Annotated in this window: 13 protein-coding genes; 7 read left to right on the top strand and 6 right to left on the bottom strand. The window is 54.9% G+C overall.

What is annotated here, in order from left to right; genetic code table 11:
* The first annotated feature begins 190 nt into the window (after nucleotides 1-190).
* The 3 genes from ypfJ (at nucleotide 191) to ypfH (ending at nucleotide 3,892) form a co-directional block, all read left to right on the top strand.
* Nucleotides 191-1,054 carry a KPN_02809 family neutral zinc metallopeptidase gene (ypfJ, locus tag AC6I8L_RS14120; RefSeq protein WP_058959102.1) on the top strand — a complete coding sequence of 288 codons (864 nt, stop codon included), beginning with the start codon at nucleotides 191-193 and terminating at the stop codon, nucleotides 1,052-1,054.
* Nucleotides 1,054-3,123, top strand: coding sequence for a tRNA(Met) cytidine acetyltransferase TmcA (locus AC6I8L_RS14115; protein WP_058959101.1), 2,070 nt, complete (start codon nucleotides 1,054-1,056; stop codon nucleotides 3,121-3,123). Before ypfJ ends, AC6I8L_RS14115 begins: the two co-directional genes overlap by 1 nt.
* 73 nt (nucleotides 3,124-3,196) lie before the next feature.
* Nucleotides 3,197-3,892 carry an esterase gene (ypfH, locus tag AC6I8L_RS14110; RefSeq protein ID WP_034825777.1) on the top strand — a complete coding sequence of 232 codons (696 nt, stop codon included), beginning with the start codon at nucleotides 3,197-3,199 and terminating at the stop codon, nucleotides 3,890-3,892.
* Nucleotides 3,893-4,017: 125 nt separating this feature from the next.
* Here the strand turns inward: ypfH and AC6I8L_RS14105 are convergent, their stop codons facing one another.
* The 3 genes from AC6I8L_RS14105 to AC6I8L_RS14095 are packed head-to-tail and all read right to left on the bottom strand — an operon-like array spanning nucleotide 4,018 to nucleotide 5,720.
* On the bottom strand, nucleotides 4,018-4,206 hold the full coding sequence (locus AC6I8L_RS14105) for a YpfN family protein (RefSeq protein ID WP_058959100.1): 189 nt from the start codon (nucleotides 4,204-4,206) through the stop codon (nucleotides 4,018-4,020).
* A gap of 25 nt (nucleotides 4,207-4,231) precedes the next feature.
* Entirely contained in the window at nucleotides 4,232-5,359 is a 1,128-nt protein-coding gene (gene dapE, locus AC6I8L_RS14100; RefSeq protein WP_034825781.1) for a succinyl-diaminopimelate desuccinylase, read from the bottom strand.
* 1 nt (nucleotide 5,360) lies between these two features.
* Nucleotides 5,361-5,720 (bottom strand): ArsC family reductase, encoded by a 360-nt coding sequence (locus tag AC6I8L_RS14095; RefSeq protein WP_058959099.1) that lies wholly within the window; start codon nucleotides 5,718-5,720, stop codon nucleotides 5,361-5,363.
* A 549-nt stretch (nucleotides 5,721-6,269) separates the two neighbouring features.
* Between AC6I8L_RS14095 and AC6I8L_RS14090 the strand changes: the two genes are divergently transcribed.
* Both AC6I8L_RS14090 and ypfM read left to right on the top strand, forming a co-directional pair.
* The gene (locus AC6I8L_RS14090; protein WP_058959098.1) at nucleotides 6,270-7,418 is read left to right on the top strand and encodes a Fic family protein; all 1,149 of its coding nucleotides are present in this window, start codon (nucleotides 6,270-6,272) and stop codon (nucleotides 7,416-7,418) included.
* Nucleotides 7,419-7,677: 259 nt separating this feature from the next.
* Nucleotides 7,678-7,818, top strand: a complete 141-nt coding sequence (gene ypfM, locus AC6I8L_RS14085; RefSeq protein WP_201785657.1) for a protein YpfM — start codon at nucleotides 7,678-7,680, stop codon at nucleotides 7,816-7,818.
* Between the two features lie 103 nt (nucleotides 7,819-7,921).
* On the opposite strand, the gene acrD is transcribed toward ypfM, so the two are convergent.
* From acrD to narQ, 3 genes are all read right to left on the bottom strand, one after another.
* Nucleotides 7,922-11,038, bottom strand: a complete 3,117-nt coding sequence (gene acrD, locus AC6I8L_RS14080; RefSeq protein WP_058959097.1) for a multidrug efflux RND transporter permease AcrD — start codon at nucleotides 11,036-11,038, stop codon at nucleotides 7,922-7,924.
* A 195-nt stretch (nucleotides 11,039-11,233) separates the two neighbouring features.
* Nucleotides 11,234-11,866 (bottom strand): response regulator, encoded by a 633-nt coding sequence (locus AC6I8L_RS14075; protein WP_058959096.1) that lies wholly within the window; start codon nucleotides 11,864-11,866, stop codon nucleotides 11,234-11,236.
* Nucleotides 11,867-11,907: 41 nt separating this feature from the next.
* Nucleotides 11,908-13,596: a nitrate/nitrite two-component system sensor histidine kinase NarQ gene (narQ, locus tag AC6I8L_RS14070; RefSeq protein WP_058959095.1), complete on the bottom strand. Its 1,689-nt coding sequence runs from the start codon at nucleotides 13,594-13,596 to the stop codon at nucleotides 11,908-11,910.
* A gap of 241 nt (nucleotides 13,597-13,837) precedes the next feature.
* Here narQ and AC6I8L_RS14065 point away from each other — a divergent pair, with 241 nt between their 5' ends.
* Nucleotides 13,838-14,110 (top strand): YdgH/BhsA/McbA-like domain containing protein, encoded by a 273-nt coding sequence (locus AC6I8L_RS14065; RefSeq protein WP_058959094.1) that lies wholly within the window; start codon nucleotides 13,838-13,840, stop codon nucleotides 14,108-14,110.
* Between the two features lie 278 nt (nucleotides 14,111-14,388).
* A complete protein-coding gene (gene ansP, locus AC6I8L_RS14060) occupies nucleotides 14,389-15,891 on the top strand; it encodes an L-asparagine permease (protein ID WP_097118576.1) in 1,503 nt (500 codons plus the stop codon).
* The last annotated feature ends 141 nt before the right edge of the window (nucleotides 15,892-16,032 follow it).

Below are 16,032 nucleotides of genomic sequence, written 5' to 3'. Positions count from 1 at the left end.
GCGCACGGTAAACAGAGTGTCGTCATAAATGAAAGGTCGTCATCGTTGGCGGCCTTTTCTGTTTCTACCCTGCCTGCACGTTATTTAATACGCCTCCTTTCTCTCAATCTCGCGACGCTAGCGCCGCAACGCTGGTGATTAGTGATGCCGCCAACTAAAATCATGCAAAACCTTTTAACAGGAGCGAGCCATGCGCTGGCAAGGTCGTCGTGAAAGCGACAATGTAGAAGATCGTCGCAATGATTCACCCGGATTGGGCGGCGGCGGTCGGCAAATCCGCATTCCACGCGGCAAGGGCGGCATCATTCTGCTGATTGTGGTGGCCGTGGCGGGTTATTACGGTTACGACCTCACCGCGCTGCTGGAAGGCGGCACGCCGGTGACACAACAGCAACAGCGCCCGGTGAACTCTGCGCAGGATAATGAGGATGCCAAATTCACTAAGGTGATTCTCGCCACCACCGAAGAGACCTGGGGCACGTTGTTCCAGAAAATGGGCAAACAGTATGTGCCACCTAAGCTGGTGATGTACCGCAACTACACCTCAACCAGCTGCGGCACTGGCCAGTCGGCGATGGGGCCGTTTTACTGTCCGGCGGATCAAACCGTCTATATCGATCTGTCGTTTTACGATGATATGAAAACCAAGCTGGGTGCGGGGGGTGACTTTGCGCAGGGCTATGTGATTGCCCATGAAGTCGGCCACCACATCCAGAAGCTGCTGGGCATCGAGCCTAAAGTGCGTCAGATGCAGCAGGGTGCCACTCAGACACAGGCCAATCAGCTGTCGGTGAAAATGGAGTTGCAGGCAGACTGCTTTGCCGGCGTGTGGGGCCATTATGTGCAGCAGCAAAATATGCTGGAAGTGGGCGACCTCAAGAAAGCGCTGGATACCGCAGAAGCGATTGGTGATGACCGATTGCAGCAGAAAAGCCAGGGCCGCGTGGTGCCGGATAGCTTCACACACGGCACTTCACAACAGCGCTATACCTGGTTCAAACGCGGTTTTGACAGCGGCAATCCCGGCGACTGCAACACCTTCGCCGCCAATTGATGTCGTTAGTTGATATCACCGCCGCGATGCAGCGAGCGGGCATTCGCCGCCTGTGTGTTGTCTCCGGTGAAGCCGGTTGGGCGTTGCAGCAGGCAGTTGAGTGGCGTGCAGCGCTGTCCGGCGACTGGCTGACGCTCAGCGACAGCGATGATTTCCCCCAACGCGTCGCACCCGCTGCACTGCGCACGCTATTAGGGCGTGAATTCCAGCATGCGATTTTCGATGCGCGCAGCGGTTTCCATGCAGAGGCCTTTGCGGCGTTGGCTGGCACGTTGCGTGCGGGGAGCTGGTTGTTGCTACTGACGCCGCCGTGGCGAGACTGGGCCACGCAAGCGGATTGCGATAGCCTGCGCTGGGCCGATGTCGGCGAACCGATCGCCACGCCTCATTTCATTCACCATCTGCAGCAGCTGATTGAGCAGGATCCGCAGGTCATATTGCTGCATCAGCATGAGCATGAGCGCGCACCTGAATTGCTGCAGCAACACCAGCCTGCGCGCGCATCCGGATTACTGCATCAGCATCAACCTGAGCGCGCACCCGAATTACAGCACCCACACCAGCCTGCGCGTACTCCTGCCTTACTGGACTTACCCGATTGGCACTGCCAGGCTCCACAGCAGCAGGCGCGGATCCTGCTGCAGCTGCTTAAGATGCCCTCCGGCGTGGCGGTGATCACGGCTGCACGTGGACGTGGCAAATCGGCGCTGGCCGGGATGCTGGCGAAGCATAATCAGCACTGCCTGGTGACGGCACCGGCCAAAGTTTCCACTGAGGTGCTGGCATCGTTTGCCGGTGAACATTTTCATTTTATGGCGCCGGATGCCATTCTCGCGATGGATGCTGAGCCGTCAGTGCAATGGCTGATCGTTGATGAAGCGGCCGCGATTCCAGCACCGTTGTTGCAGCAGCTAGTGCAGCGTTTCCCCCGTGTGCTGATGATCACCACCGTGCAGGGTTACGAGGGCACCGGGCGCGGCTTTATGCTGCGCTTCTGCGCCACCCTGCCACAGGTGCGTTATTTCCAGCTTGATGAACCACTGCGCTGGTCAGCGCACGATCCGCTGGAGCAGTGGCTAAGCCAGGCGCTGTTGATTGAGGATGCGATAGAAAGCGAACTGGACGGCGAAATAACGATTTTCCCCGCCACGCCAGAGCAAGGAGCACTGGAAGCGGGATACCGTCTGCTGGCGAGCGCCCATTATCGCACTTCTCCCATTGACCTGCGGCGCATGCTGGATGCGCCCGGCATGCGTTTCTGGCTGGCAGGAACACCAGAAAATATTGTCGGCGCTCTGTGGCTGGTGGAAGAGGGGGGATTAGACAAATCGCTGGCTGATGCCGTCTGGGCGGGGGTGCGCCGTCCTCGCGGCAACCTGGTCGCTCAGTCGCTGGCTGCACATGCGGGATTTGCAGAAGCCGCCACCTTACGCTCGCAGCGCATCAGCCGCATCGCCGTGTTAGCCGCACAACGGCAGCGCGGCATTGGCAGCGCGCTTGTTGCCGCGGCACAACAGCAGGCAGATGGCTGCGATTTCCTTTCCGTGAGTTTTGGCTATACCGAAACGCTGTGGCAGTTCTGGCAGCGCTGTGGCTTTACCCTGGTGCGCATCGGCTCACAGCGTGAAGCCAGCAGCGGTTGCTATGCGGCGATGGCGATACTTGCCTTAACGCCCGCCGGAGAACAACTGCAGCAGCAGGCGGCACAGCGATTTGCGCGTGACGCGGTGTGGTTGCGTGACATTATTGATGTTCCCTTCAAGACGACCGATCACTCTCAGACACTGAGCGAGGATGACTGGCCGCTGCTGGCAGGATTTGCCTGGGCGCAACGGCCGTATGAAGCGAGCTATGCCGCTTTGCAGCGCCTGGTGCGAGCCTCTTCGCAACCTCTGCTTGAAGCCATACTTGTGCAAAAACAAGCGCTGAGTGCTGTAGCGCAGCAAGCGGGGCTCAGTGGTCGTAAAGCTTTGGTGCAACGCTTACGCCAGGAGACGGCTGAGGCGTTAATTCAGTGCAATACCAGCCGGGCGGAACAGTGGCAGCAGCAGTTGGCATCGTTGCAATAAATCCATTATCTCGTTCAAATTTTCCCAATATCACTCCCGCCTCAGCGGCGTATAGTGATTTGAGGAGGATCTTATGGCACTACGATATGTAATTGTTCAGCAACCGACACACGCTGCGCAGCTATTTTTGCTGTATCACGGCGTGAATGACAATCCTGATTCGATGGCGCAAGTCGGCAACTGGTTCGCCAAAGCGTTTCCGGAGGCGTTCGTTGTCTCAGTGGGGGCGCCCTATCCGGCTAGTGAGCCGCAGGGTCGCCAATGGTTTGCGGATATTCCCGCGCATGACCGCTCGGAACAGCAGGGCGTGAATGCCGTGATGCCGATGTTTGTGGAATCGGTGCGTCACTGGCAGCAGGCATCGGGTGTCCGGCCGGAAGCTACCGCGCTGGTTGGCTTTTCGCAGGGCGGCACCATGGTACTGGAAGGCGTCAAAGCCCATGCCGATCTGGCAGGACGCGCGATTGTGTTTAGCGGTCGTTACAGCACGCTGCCGGAGCGCGTCAGCTCTCGTAATACCATTCATCTGATCCACGGTGATTATGATGAGCAGATCCCGCTGGAGCATGCCGAAGCCGCAATGCAACGGTTAACCGCGCTGGGTGGGGATGTGACGCTGGATGTGGTGGACGATTTGCCGCATGCCATTGATGATCGCAGCATGCAACTGGCGTTGAATCATCTGCGTTATACCATTCCGCGTCGCTACTTCGACGAGGCGCTCAGCGGGGCTAAACCGGGCGATGATGATGTCATCATGATGATGTGATGGTTGAACAGCGAGGGTTGCTCTTAACGTAACGGCGAGATTAATCGCGCAATTCTGTAGCGACTTCGCTATCAGATGCGCGGCGCATCACGCCGCTACGTTTACAGGGAGGAGATTAACCGCAATTATTTTTTCTTCGACCAGTCGTCGTCATCGTCCCATTTATCGTTAAAGTCGCGATGCGGTGGTAAATCCGGTTTATTATCCATAAACTTTTTGTGATCGATACGTTTTAAGTCTTTATAAACGTTTATTAAAATACCGACCATCAGCAGGATCACTAAGATCCACCAGTACTCTTTAAAGAATTCCATCCCATTGCTCCTTTAGCGTGCTTACTTAGGCGATCAGCTGTTCCATGATGCGCTGGTACATTCGACTCAACATCTGCAAATCTGACGCTTTCACGCACTCATTGATTTTATGAATGGTGGCATTCACCGGGCCCAGCTCCACAACCTGCGCACCCATCCGCGCGATAAAGCGTCCGTCTGAGGTGCCGCCTGTGGTCAGTAACTGTGGCTTAATTTCATTATAGTGCGCGACAGCATTTACCACGGCATCAACCAGTTTGCCGCGTGAGGTCAGGAACGGCTGGCCGGAAACATTCCACTCCAGCGTGTACCGCAGCTGATGACGATCCAGCAGGGCGGCCACGCGCTCTTTGATCATCTGATCGGTGAGTTCGGTGCTGAAGCGGAAGTTGAACTGCACGAAGAATTCACCGGGGATCACGTTATTGCTACCGGTGCCGGCCTGCACATTGGCAATCTGCATGCTGGTGGGTGGGAAGAATTCGTTGCCCTGATCCCATTCGGTGGCCACCAGCTCATTCAGTGCTGGCATCGCGCGATGCACCGGGTTATCGGCCAGATGCGGATAGGCGACATGGCCCTGCACACCGTGAATGGTGAGATTGGCGGTCATCGAACCGCGACGACCGTTTTTCACCACATCGCCAACGATTTCGGTACTGGAAGGCTCGCCCACCAGGCAGTAATCCATGCGCTCGTTGCGCGCCATTAAACGCTCAACCACTTTCACCGTGCCGTTAACCGCGCTGGCTTCTTCATCGGAAGTGATCAGAAATGCCAGACGTCCTTTATGTTGCGGATTAGCGGCGACAAAACGTTCTGCGGCCACTACCATCGCCGCCAGCGAACCTTTCATGTCCGCGGCACCACGACCAAACAGCATGCCATCACGAATCGAAGGCTCAAACGGCGGGCTGATCCAGCGATTGGCATCACCCGGCGGCACCACGTCGGTGTGACCGGCAAACGCCAGGGTTTCGCCCTGACCACGTGTGGCCCAGAAGTTCAGCGTATCGCCGATGTGCATCTGTTCGACCGTAAAGCCAATCGCTTCCAGACGCGCCACTAACAGCGCCTGACAACCGGCATCATCCGGACTCAGTGACGGGCGACGAATAAGCTGCTGAGCCAGCTCAATGACCGGACAGAACATGTTATGACTTCTCCTGGATAAACGCGTGATAAAGGGAATCTTTAAAACCGACCAGCAAGTCGCCATTTGGCGCAGACAATACCGGACGTTTGATAATGGCAGGCTGGGCGAGCATCACCGCTTTCGCGCTGGCCGCATCAGTCACCGCTGCACGCTCCGCTTCTGGCAGGTTGCGCCAGGTGGTACCGCGCGTATTCAGCAGCACTTCATAGCCAAGCTGGTCGATAAACGATTGCAGCAGCGCATCATCGATGCCATCCACGCGATAATCGTGAAAACGATAGTCGGTGCCGGATTCTGCTAAATAGTTGCGTGCTTTTTTTATGGTGTCGCAATTTTTGATGCCGTACATTTTAAACATAGCTCGTCGGTACTCTTAAATGCGTAAGTGTTTCCTGTATTGCCGTATCAGTTCTGATGCTCAAAGCACTGGCGATGGTCCAGGACGCTGAGAAGCCAAGTGGCTTACTTATGTTCAGAACATGGGGCATTCCCTGGGGCTAGATTGTAACAATACCGAGATGAGCGTAGATAGTATGAAATCAGCATTTTAAGGCCATCATCAACGCGATTCGGGGTAGGGATGCTGTTGTCAGAGGTTAACGCGGAGCTTTTCGAACGTACTGCACTTATTTGTGCAAGCCCCGACCGCTTCCCATTCAAGGTAATGACGTTCCTTCACTGTTTATCGAGCACAGTAAGTGCTCCGTTCCCTTAGACATTCATTGTCCTCGCGATGGGGTCTTTTTCAAAGGCCTCAAGACTGGCGCCTCTCTGGTGGCTATAGCGTCAGGTCTGACTTAAAGTAAAAATTTTTTAAAACAGCAATCCGTTATTAAAGCAGTCTTTAATAAGGCGTGGCATAATTAAAAAACCTTTTAATAACGTCATCAGCAATGAAAGGATTTTTATGAAACGTGCTTCCGGTCAACTCATTACAACGACCAGTTATGATGAGACGGTCAGTGCATTTATGCCGGCCCCCTTACCCCCCACGGCACCAGAACTTGATCCTGCTTCTTTCATGGAGCTGAATGAAAAGGCGGAAAAATCGCTGGCCAGACTATCTGGCATGTCAGGGCTGGTATCGTCGAGTGAATGGCTGGTCTACAGTGCTATTCGTAAGGAAGCACTGCTGACGTCGCAGCTGGAGGGCACGCAGGCAACCTTGACTGATATCTTTGATGAAGAGGCCGGACTTGCCGTCACGAATGTAGATGATGTTGAAGAGGTCACTAACTACCTGCGAGCCTATAAATTCGTTCACGAAGAAATGAATTCCGCGTCGGGGCTGCCTGTTTGCGTACGTCTGTTAAAAAATGCTCATCAGGTGCTGTTATCTGGCGCTCGTGGTGCAGCAAAACAGCCGGGAGAGGTGAGAACCACGCAGAACTGGATTGGCGGCACAAGACCCGGCAACGCATCTTATGTTCCGCCGCCGCCTGAAAAAGTCGGGGACTTGCTGTCCGATCTGGAGAAGTTCATCCATGCGCCCGATCATTCACTTCCGCCACTTGTCCGTATAGCACTTGTACACGCTCAGTTCGAAACAATTCACCCCTTCCTGGACGGTAATGGCCGCATCGGCCGCTTGCTGATAGCGATGTTGCTGGAAGAGTGGAAGCTGTTGAATGAACCGCTGCTGTATGTTTCAGGCTACCTGAAACAGCATCAAAGATACTACTACCAGTGCCTCACTGAAATCCGATCCAAGGGCGACTGGGAGCAGTGGGTTGCCTTTTTCCTTGAAGCTGTGACCTTTTCTGCTGAGGAAGCCCAGCAAGGCATCATCAGAATTGCGACCCTGTTTGCGGATGACAGAAAAAGGATGCTCTCTATGAAATCAATATCCGTTCACAGTATTCGCCTGTTCGAATTTTTACCGACAATGCCGAAGCTTACCGTTGATCGGGCAGTTGAACTGCTGGAGGTAACTTATCCGACAGCAAACGCAGCGGTGAGAAGTCTGGTAGAAGCGGGCGTGCTGGTTGAGACTTCCGGTAGGCCGCGCCACCGAAGTTACGAGTACAGACGATATGTCGAACTTTTGCGGGAATGACAGGCTTTGTCGCGCTACGTTTTATTTGTTTTTTAATGATAATTTCTGCGTTATCAATTCTATTAATTAGGTCCAGTAAACGTTTTCATTCACGTCTCAAATAGTCGCTCGCGGCATCATCAGGCAACTAAGAATTATCCTAAGTATAAAAATATGCTACCTGATAACGCAGGTGATTTTTCCTGTGGAGTGAATGGTTTGCTGAAATGTGCGTCAGTACGCAATTTCAGCAAAATGACGCTTTTGTGCGCTTTTACCGATGGTGACAAGTGGTGGAAACGTATTCACCTGTAGAAAAAATCGGCGTAGAATCACCCCTACAATAAGAGAGGGTACGATGGTCGACACCGAAATGGGAAACTGGAAAGAATTCATCGAAGCGATGTTACGTACTAAGTAATTCGCGACGAGAAAAGCAGGGTATTCCCAACTTGCTGTAATTCTAACCACACAAAGCAATAAAGCCGCTATGTCTCCATAGCGGCTTTTTTTATCTTTGGGTTTTAATCGTGTGGCTTATCTTTCAATGGGAAGCGACGACGCACCAGCACAAAGAACAGCGGTACAAAGAAAATCGCTAATATCGTCGCGGAGATCATGCCGCCCATGACGCCCGTTCCGACCGCATGCTGGCTGCCGGAACCCGCCCCGCTGCTGATCGCCATCGGCAGCACGCCGAAGATAAAGGCCAGCGACGTCATCAGAATCGGGCGCAGACGCTGACGTGAAGCCTCCAGCGTCGCCTCCATCAGCTCGCGTCCTTTGCTGTTGATCTCATTGGCGAATTCCACGATCAGGATGGCGTTCTTCGCCGACAAGCCAATCACGGTGAGCAAGCCAACCTGGAAGTACACGTCGTTCTCGAGTCCGCGCATCCAGGTTGCCACCAGCGCACCGACCACGCCGAGCGGCACCACCAGCATCACGGAGAACGGAATCGACCAACTCTCATACAGCGCGGCCAGACACAGGAACACCACCAGCAGCGAAATCGCATACAGCGCAGGTGCCTGTGAACCGGAGATACGTTCCTGATAAGAGGCTCCGGTCCACTGGAAGCCAACGCCTAACGGCAGTTGCCCCACCAGTTTCTCCATCACATCCATCGCGGTGCCGCTACTGACGCCATTGGCGGCCTCGCCGACGATCTCCAGTGAAGAGTAGCCGTTGTAACGTTCCAGACGCGGCGAACCGGTTTCCCAACGGCTGGTGGCGAAGGCGGAGAAGGGCACCATAGTGCCGCTACTGTTGCGAACGTACCATTTGTTGATATCGCCTGGCAGCATGCGGAACTCCGCACCGGCCTGCACATACACCTTTTTCACGCGGCCACGATCGAGGAAGTCATTCACATAGGTTGAGCCCCATGCGGTGGTCAGCGTGTCATTGATGGTGTCGAGCGAAACGCCCAGCGCCTGGGCTTTGCGCTGATCGACATCAATTTGCAGCTGCGGGCTGTCATCCAGGCCGTTGTGACGCACGCGAGACAGGGCCGGATTGCTGTCGGCCAACTCCAGTAGCTTGTCACGCATCGCCATCAACTGGGTATGACCAATGCCGCCGTGATCCTGCAGCTCCATATCAAAGCCCGATGAGCTGCCCATGCCGGTAATCGCCGGTGGGCTGCTGGCGATCACGCGGCCTTCTTTGATCTTGTGAAAGGCTTTGGTGGCGCGATCGATGATGGCGAAAGAGGTACGATCGCTGCCTGGACGCTCTTCCCAGTTTTTCAGGCGTACAAACAGGCGCGCCACGTTTTGGCCGTTACCACCCGGACCGGCACCGATGGTTGAGAACACCGACAGCACGTTGTCTTTCTCGGCGGTCATGTAATAGTTTTCAACTTTCGCCACCACGTTGGAGGTCTGCTGCAAGGTCGCGCCCGGCGGCAGCTGCACCTGCGTCAGGAATACGCCCCGGTCTTCCAGCGGCAGGAACGAGGTCGGCAGCTTGATAAACAGAAACGCCATTACGCCGATGATGCCGAGATAGAGCACCAGCCAGCGCCCGCCCTTCATCAAGATACGCGCAACTCCGCGTTCGTAGCGTTCCGCGCTGGCATTAAAGTTGCGGTTAAACCAGCCAAAGAAGCCGCGACGTCCATGATGATGGCCTTGTTCAAGGGGTTTGAGCAGCGTCGAGCACAGGGCTGGCGTCAGAATCATCGCCACCAACACCGACAACACCATCGCCGACACGATGGTGATCGAAAACTGGCGATAGATAGCGCCCACGGTGCCGCCGAAGAAGGCCATCGGTACGAATACCGCCGACAGCACCAGCGCAATGCCCACCAGCGCCCCCTGGATCTGTCCCATCGATTTTCGCGTGGCGGCGCGCGGTGAAAGTCCTTCCTCACTCATGATGCGTTCAACGTTCTCCACCACCACGATGGCGTCATCCACCAGCAGGCCGATGGCGAGCACCATGGCGAACATGGTGAGCGTGTTGATACTGAATCCGCAGGCATACAGCACCGCGAAGGTGCCGAGCAGCACCACCGGTACGGCAATGGTCGGAATCAGCGTGGCGCGAAAGTTCTGCAGGAACAGATACATCACCAGGAACACCAGCAGAATAGCTTCCAGCAGCGTTTTCACCACGTCGGTGATCGAGGCTTTCACAAACGGCGTAGTTTCGTAGGCGATTTTGGCTTCCAGCCCGTGCGGGAAGTAGTGCGACAACTCTTCCACACGTGCACGCACCAGCTTATCGGTGTTCATTTCGTTGGCACCGGACGCCAGCTTAATACCGAGACCGGACGCCGCCTGACCGTTGTAGCGGCTGAGGAAGTCGTATTTTTCCGCCCCCATCGCCACGTCAGCCACATCGCCCAGTGTTACCACCGAGCCGTCACTGTTGGTTTTCAGCGTGATGGCTTTGAACTGCTCTGGGGTTTGCAACATCGACTGAGCATTGACGGTGGCATTGAGCGCTTGTTTATCCACCGATGGCAAGCCGCCAACCTGGCCGACCGCCACCTGGGTGTTCTGCGATTCAATCGCCGTCACCACGTCATCGGTGGTCAGCGCATAGGCAATCAGCTTGTTAGGATCGAGCCAGATACGCATCGCGTATTGCGAACCATAGGCATCAACCTGACCCACACCATCGATGCGGCTCAGCGGATCCTGAATGTTACTGGCGACATAATCTGAAATATCCTGTTTGTCCATACTTCCGTCGGTAGAGACAAACGCAATCATCAGGATATTGCTGTCACCGGTTTTATTCACCGTGACGCCCTGAGATTGAACGGCGGCGGGTAATTTACGCAGTGCGGATTGCAGCTGGTTTTGTACCTGCTGGCGGGCTTCATCAGGATTGGTGCCAGCGGTAAAGGTGAGGGTGATTTGCGCCTGACCCGTGTTACTGCTGTTAGAGGACATATACATTAGGTTATCGATACCGGTCATGTTCTGTTCGATAACCTGGGTAACGGTGTTCTCCAGCGTTTCCGCAGAGGCACCGGGATAATTGGCAGTAATACGCACGTTAGGCGGTGCGAGATCGGGATACTGCTCAATGGGCAGGGAGATGATCGCTAGTGTGCCGCAAAGACAAAGCAAAATAGCCAAAACCCAGGCAAAAATGGGGCGGTCGATAAAAAAATTCGACATGGAACCGACACTCCTCAGCTGCGTATTTTTTACTTTTATTATGTAAAACGTGAAGCGCAGTCGGCTTCACGTCGGCGGAGTGCAAGGTGCTATCCCGAAAACTCCTGCTGCTGCCTAATGTACGCGGCGCAAATTAGAGAATCGTGGATAAATTATGGAGAAAGTGTAAATGTCGTGCTGGTTTTCTGTGCGCTGCTACACATTGCGGCTCTCGAGCCAGAGTACCGTGGCGGCGACGCGTGAACGAACGTCCAGTTTACGCAGCAGATTGCGGATGTGCACTTTTACCGTTTCTTCGGAAATATGCAAGGTGGCGGCAATCTCTTTATTAGATAACCCGCGCGCCACTTCCTGCAATACATCCAGTTCACGCTCGGTGAGTTGTTTGAAAGGATTGGCGCTCGGCTGGCGCGTTGCCAGATATTCTGCCACCACTTCACTAAACACATTCTCACCCATTGCACCGCGCATGACCTGCGCCAGCAATAATTCCGGCTCACTGTCTTTTAGCAAATAGCCATCAGCGCCGGCATCGACCATGGCGTAAATATCATTGCGTGCGTCGGAAACGGTCAGTACCAAAATGCGCGAAGCGATCCCTTCATGGCGCAGGGCTTTAAGGGTATCTAAACCCGACATGCCTTTCATGTTCAGATCGAGCAATATCACATCGGGCGAGAGGCGACGTGCTTCAGCCAGCGCTTCTGTACCGTTGTTGGCTTCGGCCACCACTTCCAGACGTGGTTCCAGTGCAAGCAGTTGGCGGATGCCACGACGCATCAGCGGATGATCGTCAACGATCATAATAGTCAGGGAAGAGGGGGCCATAAATTCTCCAGTCAAAGTCCATTTAACATAAGTGTATCGCGTTAAGCCAGCCGGTGTGCCGGTCGCGGTGGGAAACGCAGCGTAACGCGCGTGCCACGCGTCTGCGGAGTAATCAGTAAGCTGCCAGAAAGCCGGGCAGCGCGCTCCGCCATTATCGTCAGACCGTAATGGCCTGGAGGTTCTTCCAGGCTACGGATGCCGCAACCGTCATCTTCAATCGTCAGCAAATGGAATGCGTCTTCATCGCGCTGATAAAAAATATGGATTTGCTGCGCCTGTGCGTGACGAATGGCGTTCAGCAGGGCTTCACGTGCAATCTGCAGCACATGCACCTGCTGTTGCGCATCCAGCGTTTGCAGGCCCGATTGGTAATCGAAGGCGATCGCGGCGTGAGACTGTTCCTGCAACGGGGCGATCATTGCCTGCATCGCCTGCACTAAATCTGCCTGTTCGATAGTCAGACGAAAGGTCGTCAATAACTCGCGCAGTTGCTGATAGGCCTCGGCCAGGGCGCGATCAAACTCGGCAATAATCGATTGTGCCTGGGGCTGGGTGTGATCGACATTGCGGCGCAACAACGTGAGCTGGATGCGCAGGAAGGAGAGCGACTGCGCCAGCGAATCATGCAGTTCACGCGCGATGGTGGATCGCTCTTCTATTAATAGCATCTGCTGGTACTGTTTTTGCGTCTGCCAAATCCATAACGAACGCGCCAGCATGTTGGCCAGGCTTTGCATCAGTTCATCGGCAGGAGGCGCTCGCCGTGTTTGCCAGCACAGTTCGCCGAGTGACTGATCTTCTTGTTGCAGCGGCAAACGATGCCATTCGAGACCGTCCTCTGCCACGCCGGCCTGAAAATCAATGCCGTCGCTGGTGATGCTCAATACGGTCAACGCTTCACGACGTTGCACCAGTCGCAGTAATCCCTGGAACAACTCTGGGTTCAGTGGGCTGCTGGTGAGGACCTGTGAGCATTCATAGAGTAATTTCAACGTGCGGTTGGCTTGCGTCAGATCTTCCGTTTTATTGCGCACCGCCAGCTCGAGCAGGCGATAGTGCGAGTGCAGACGTTCAGCCATGTGAGTAAAAGCTTGTGCCAGCACGCCCAATTCGGTGGGCTGGGAAACCGATAACGGGGGAAAGCTGAAATTCGCCTGCTCAACGTATTGGCTGGCAGTAACCAGCGAATCCAGCGGGCGTACCACATTGCGACGGATAAAGCGGATGGTCCAAAGCGCCAGTGCCACAATCGCCAGGAAACCAAACAGGCTGCTGGCCGCCACCAGTTGCATTTTCAGTTCGGCGTAATGTTGCAGTGCCAGCACAAAGCGATCAATCTCACTCACGTAACTGGCAACGCGTTGCTGATAGATCTGCGCGCGCTCGGGCTGCAGCGTTAGCTGTAACTGCGGCCAGCTGTCGCGCAGATAGCGATAGCGACTGGCCACTTCTTTCGGCACCCATGGGCGTTCCAGATGCTGCAGAGCCGGTGAGCTGAGGGTTTGCTGATAGATTTGGATGTGCTGTGTCAACTGCTGCGGATCGCGCGTGGTATCCCAGGCAAGGCGGTACATTTGCATGCGCAGTGAACCGGCGACATTCACCGCTTCGGCATCACGCAAACTGCTGGAGAGCGTTAACAGCGCCAGGCCGGTGGTGAGCAGCGATAACAACACAATCGCGCTCAGGGCACGGGCCATGGTGCGGGTAACAGGACGTTTCACTATCACAATAAAACCCTTATAAGAGCGTGGGATTATAAGGCAGCGTCAGGCAGACAGCGAGCCGGAATCGTCACATCAGGTTACTTTTAGCAGAGAAATCCACTTCTCTTTACCTTTCCCTGGATTGCATCTCGTTAGCTGGCGAATTATTGAACGGCTTTACGGCCTGCTGTGCCTGCTTTTCATTACTTCGCTGATAATTTGCAGCGTAATCACTTTTATGAACGGACGACAACAGGAGCAAATGATGAAGACACCGATTGCCATTCTGACTGCTGCACTGCTTGCCACCGCAAGTTTCACGGCCTTCGCCGCGCAACCCTTAAGTGCTGAGCAGGCGGAAAATCTGCAAAGCAGCGGTACCGTTTCCATCAGCGGCGTTCGCGGTTCCATCGATGATGCAACCCGCCAGCTGTCGCAGAAAGCGGAAGATATGGGCGCCAGCCATTACCGCGTAATTGGCGTGCAAAACCCAGGCGACTCCAGCCTGTGGAGCGGCACCGCAGAGATTTATCGTTAATCCCCTCCCGTAGTATTTCCCTGTAGCCACCCCTTTACCGGCCATTCACTGGCCGGTTTTTTTGTGCACCGCGACCGATTCTTACAAATCAACTCGTGCAACCAAACGGTATTTTTTGCTTCGTTCATGCAGAACGGGTAGGATTCATCGCCGTAAATTCCCGGCTCACCGCGCGACATCGTTCCGCCGTATCGGTAGCGGGTTTTACCCCATTTCGCACCGCCGCACGCAAACGATTGGTCAGGCGATGATTGATGGTCAGGACAAACAGGAAAGCTATGAATTCAACTAAAAAAACCGCAGCCGAACAACGCGCTGCGAAAAGACGCTGGCTCAATTCCCACGACAGCGGTTACCACAAAGCAATGGGTAACCGTCAGGTACAAATGATCGCCATTGGCGGTGCCATCGGTACCGGCCTGTTCCTTGGTGCAGGCGCGCGCTTGCAGATGGCTGGTCCTGCTCTGGCACTGGTTTATCTGGTGTGCGGTATCTTCTCCTTCTTTATCCTTCGTGCGTTGGGCGAACTGGTATTACACCGCCCATCAAGCGGCAGCTTTGTTTCTTATGCACGTGAATTCCTCGGGGAAAAAGCGTCATACGTGGCAGGCTGGATGTACTTCGTTAACTGGGCGATGACCGGTATCGTGGATATCACCGCAGTTGCGTTGTATATGCACTACTGGGGCGCGTTTGGTGATGTGCCGCAGTGGGTATTTGCCCTTGGCGCACTGGCGATTGTCGGTACCATGAACATGATCGGCGTGAAGTGGTTCGCCGAAATGGAGTTCTGGTTCGCATTGGTGAAAGTGCTGGCGATCGTGGTGTTCCTGATCGTCGGTGTGGTGTTCCTGGGCAGCGGTAAACCGCTGGACGGCAATACTACCGGCTTCCATCTGATCACGGACAACGGCGGTTTCTTCCCGCACGGCTTGCTGCCGGCGCTGGTGTTAGTGCAAGGTGTGGTGTTTGCCTTCGCCTCGATTGAGTTGGTGGGCACCGCGGCCGGGGAGTGTAAAGACCCGAAAACCATGCTGCCTAAAGCCATCAACAGCGTGATCTGGCGTATTGGTCTCTTCTACGTCGGTTCGGTGGTGCTGCTGGTACTGCTGCTGCCATGGAACGCCTATCAGGCGGGGCAAAGTCCGTTTGTGACCTTCTTCTCCAAACTGGGCGTGCCTTACATTGGTAGCGTGATGAACATCGTGGTGCTGAGCGCAGCGTTGTCGAGCCTCAACTCGGGCTTGTACTCCACCGGTCGTATTCTGCGCTCCATGTCGATGGGCGGTTCTGCGCCACAGTTCATGTCGAAGATGAGCAAACAGCAGGTGCCGTTCGCCGGTATCCTCGTTACCATCGCGGTGTACGTGGTCGGTGTGGTGCTCAACTACTATGTGCCATCGCAGGTGTTTGAGATCGTACTGAACGTGGCTTCACTGGGCATCATCTCTTCCTGGGGCTTTATCGTGGTGTGCCAGATGCGTCTGCGCAAAGCGATTAAAGAAGGTAAAGCGGAAGACGTTAGTTTCAAGCTGCCGTGGGCACCGTTCACCTCATGGCTGACGCTGCTGTTCCTGGTGAGCGTGCTGGTGTTGATGGCGTTTGATTATCCAAACGGTACCTACACTATTGCATCCATCCCGCTGATTGCCGTGGTACTGGTGCTGGGCTGGTTCGGTGTGCGCAAACGCGTGCATGCGGAAGCCATGAAAGAGCACGACCATCATCATGACGAACAGGATGATGGGGCAGCTAAGCTGGCGGAAGATAGCTCGCGTTAATCGCAGCCATTCTCATCAACGGGGGCCTTTTGGCCCCCGTTTTCATTTCAATTGTCCTTCCCTTGATCCCACATCGGGATATACACCTTTCGGGTGATATAGCCCTGCAAAAGCTCAGGGTATTTTACGCCTCATCTCAAG

This window comes from Type-E symbiont of Plautia stali, assembly GCF_059731115.1.
Note: the sequence above shows the minus strand (reverse complement) of the source record. Positions and strands in the feature narration are given on the sequence as shown.

Excerpts from the sequence above, each read along its gene's own strand:
- ypfJ (WP_058959102.1), top strand. The coding sequence starts at position 191 with ATGCGCTGGCAAGGTCGTCGTGAAAGCGACAATGTAGAAGATCGTCGC.
- AC6I8L_RS14115 (WP_058959101.1), top strand. The coding sequence starts at position 1,054 with ATGTCGTTAGTTGATATCACCGCCGCGATGCAGCGAGCGGGCATTCGC.
- ypfH (WP_034825777.1), top strand. The coding sequence starts at position 3,197 with ATGGCACTACGATATGTAATTGTTCAGCAACCGACACACGCTGCGCAG.
- AC6I8L_RS14105 (WP_058959100.1), bottom strand. The coding sequence starts at position 4,206 with ATGGAATTCTTTAAAGAGTACTGGTGGATCTTAGTGATCCTGCTGATG.
- dapE (WP_034825781.1), bottom strand. The coding sequence starts at position 5,359 with ATGTTCTGTCCGGTCATTGAGCTGGCTCAGCAGCTTATTCGTCGCCCG.
- AC6I8L_RS14095 (WP_058959099.1), bottom strand. The coding sequence starts at position 5,720 with ATGTTTAAAATGTACGGCATCAAAAATTGCGACACCATAAAAAAAGCA.
- AC6I8L_RS14090 (WP_058959098.1), top strand. The coding sequence starts at position 6,270 with ATGAAACGTGCTTCCGGTCAACTCATTACAACGACCAGTTATGATGAG.
- ypfM (WP_201785657.1), top strand. The coding sequence starts at position 7,678 with ATGGTGACAAGTGGTGGAAACGTATTCACCTGTAGAAAAAATCGGCGT.
- acrD (WP_058959097.1), bottom strand. The coding sequence starts at position 11,038 with ATGTCGAATTTTTTTATCGACCGCCCCATTTTTGCCTGGGTTTTGGCT.
- AC6I8L_RS14075 (WP_058959096.1), bottom strand. The coding sequence starts at position 11,866 with ATGGCCCCCTCTTCCCTGACTATTATGATCGTTGACGATCATCCGCTG.
- AC6I8L_RS14065 (WP_058959094.1), top strand. The coding sequence starts at position 13,838 with ATGAAGACACCGATTGCCATTCTGACTGCTGCACTGCTTGCCACCGCA.
- ansP (WP_097118576.1), top strand. The coding sequence starts at position 14,389 with ATGAATTCAACTAAAAAAACCGCAGCCGAACAACGCGCTGCGAAAAGA.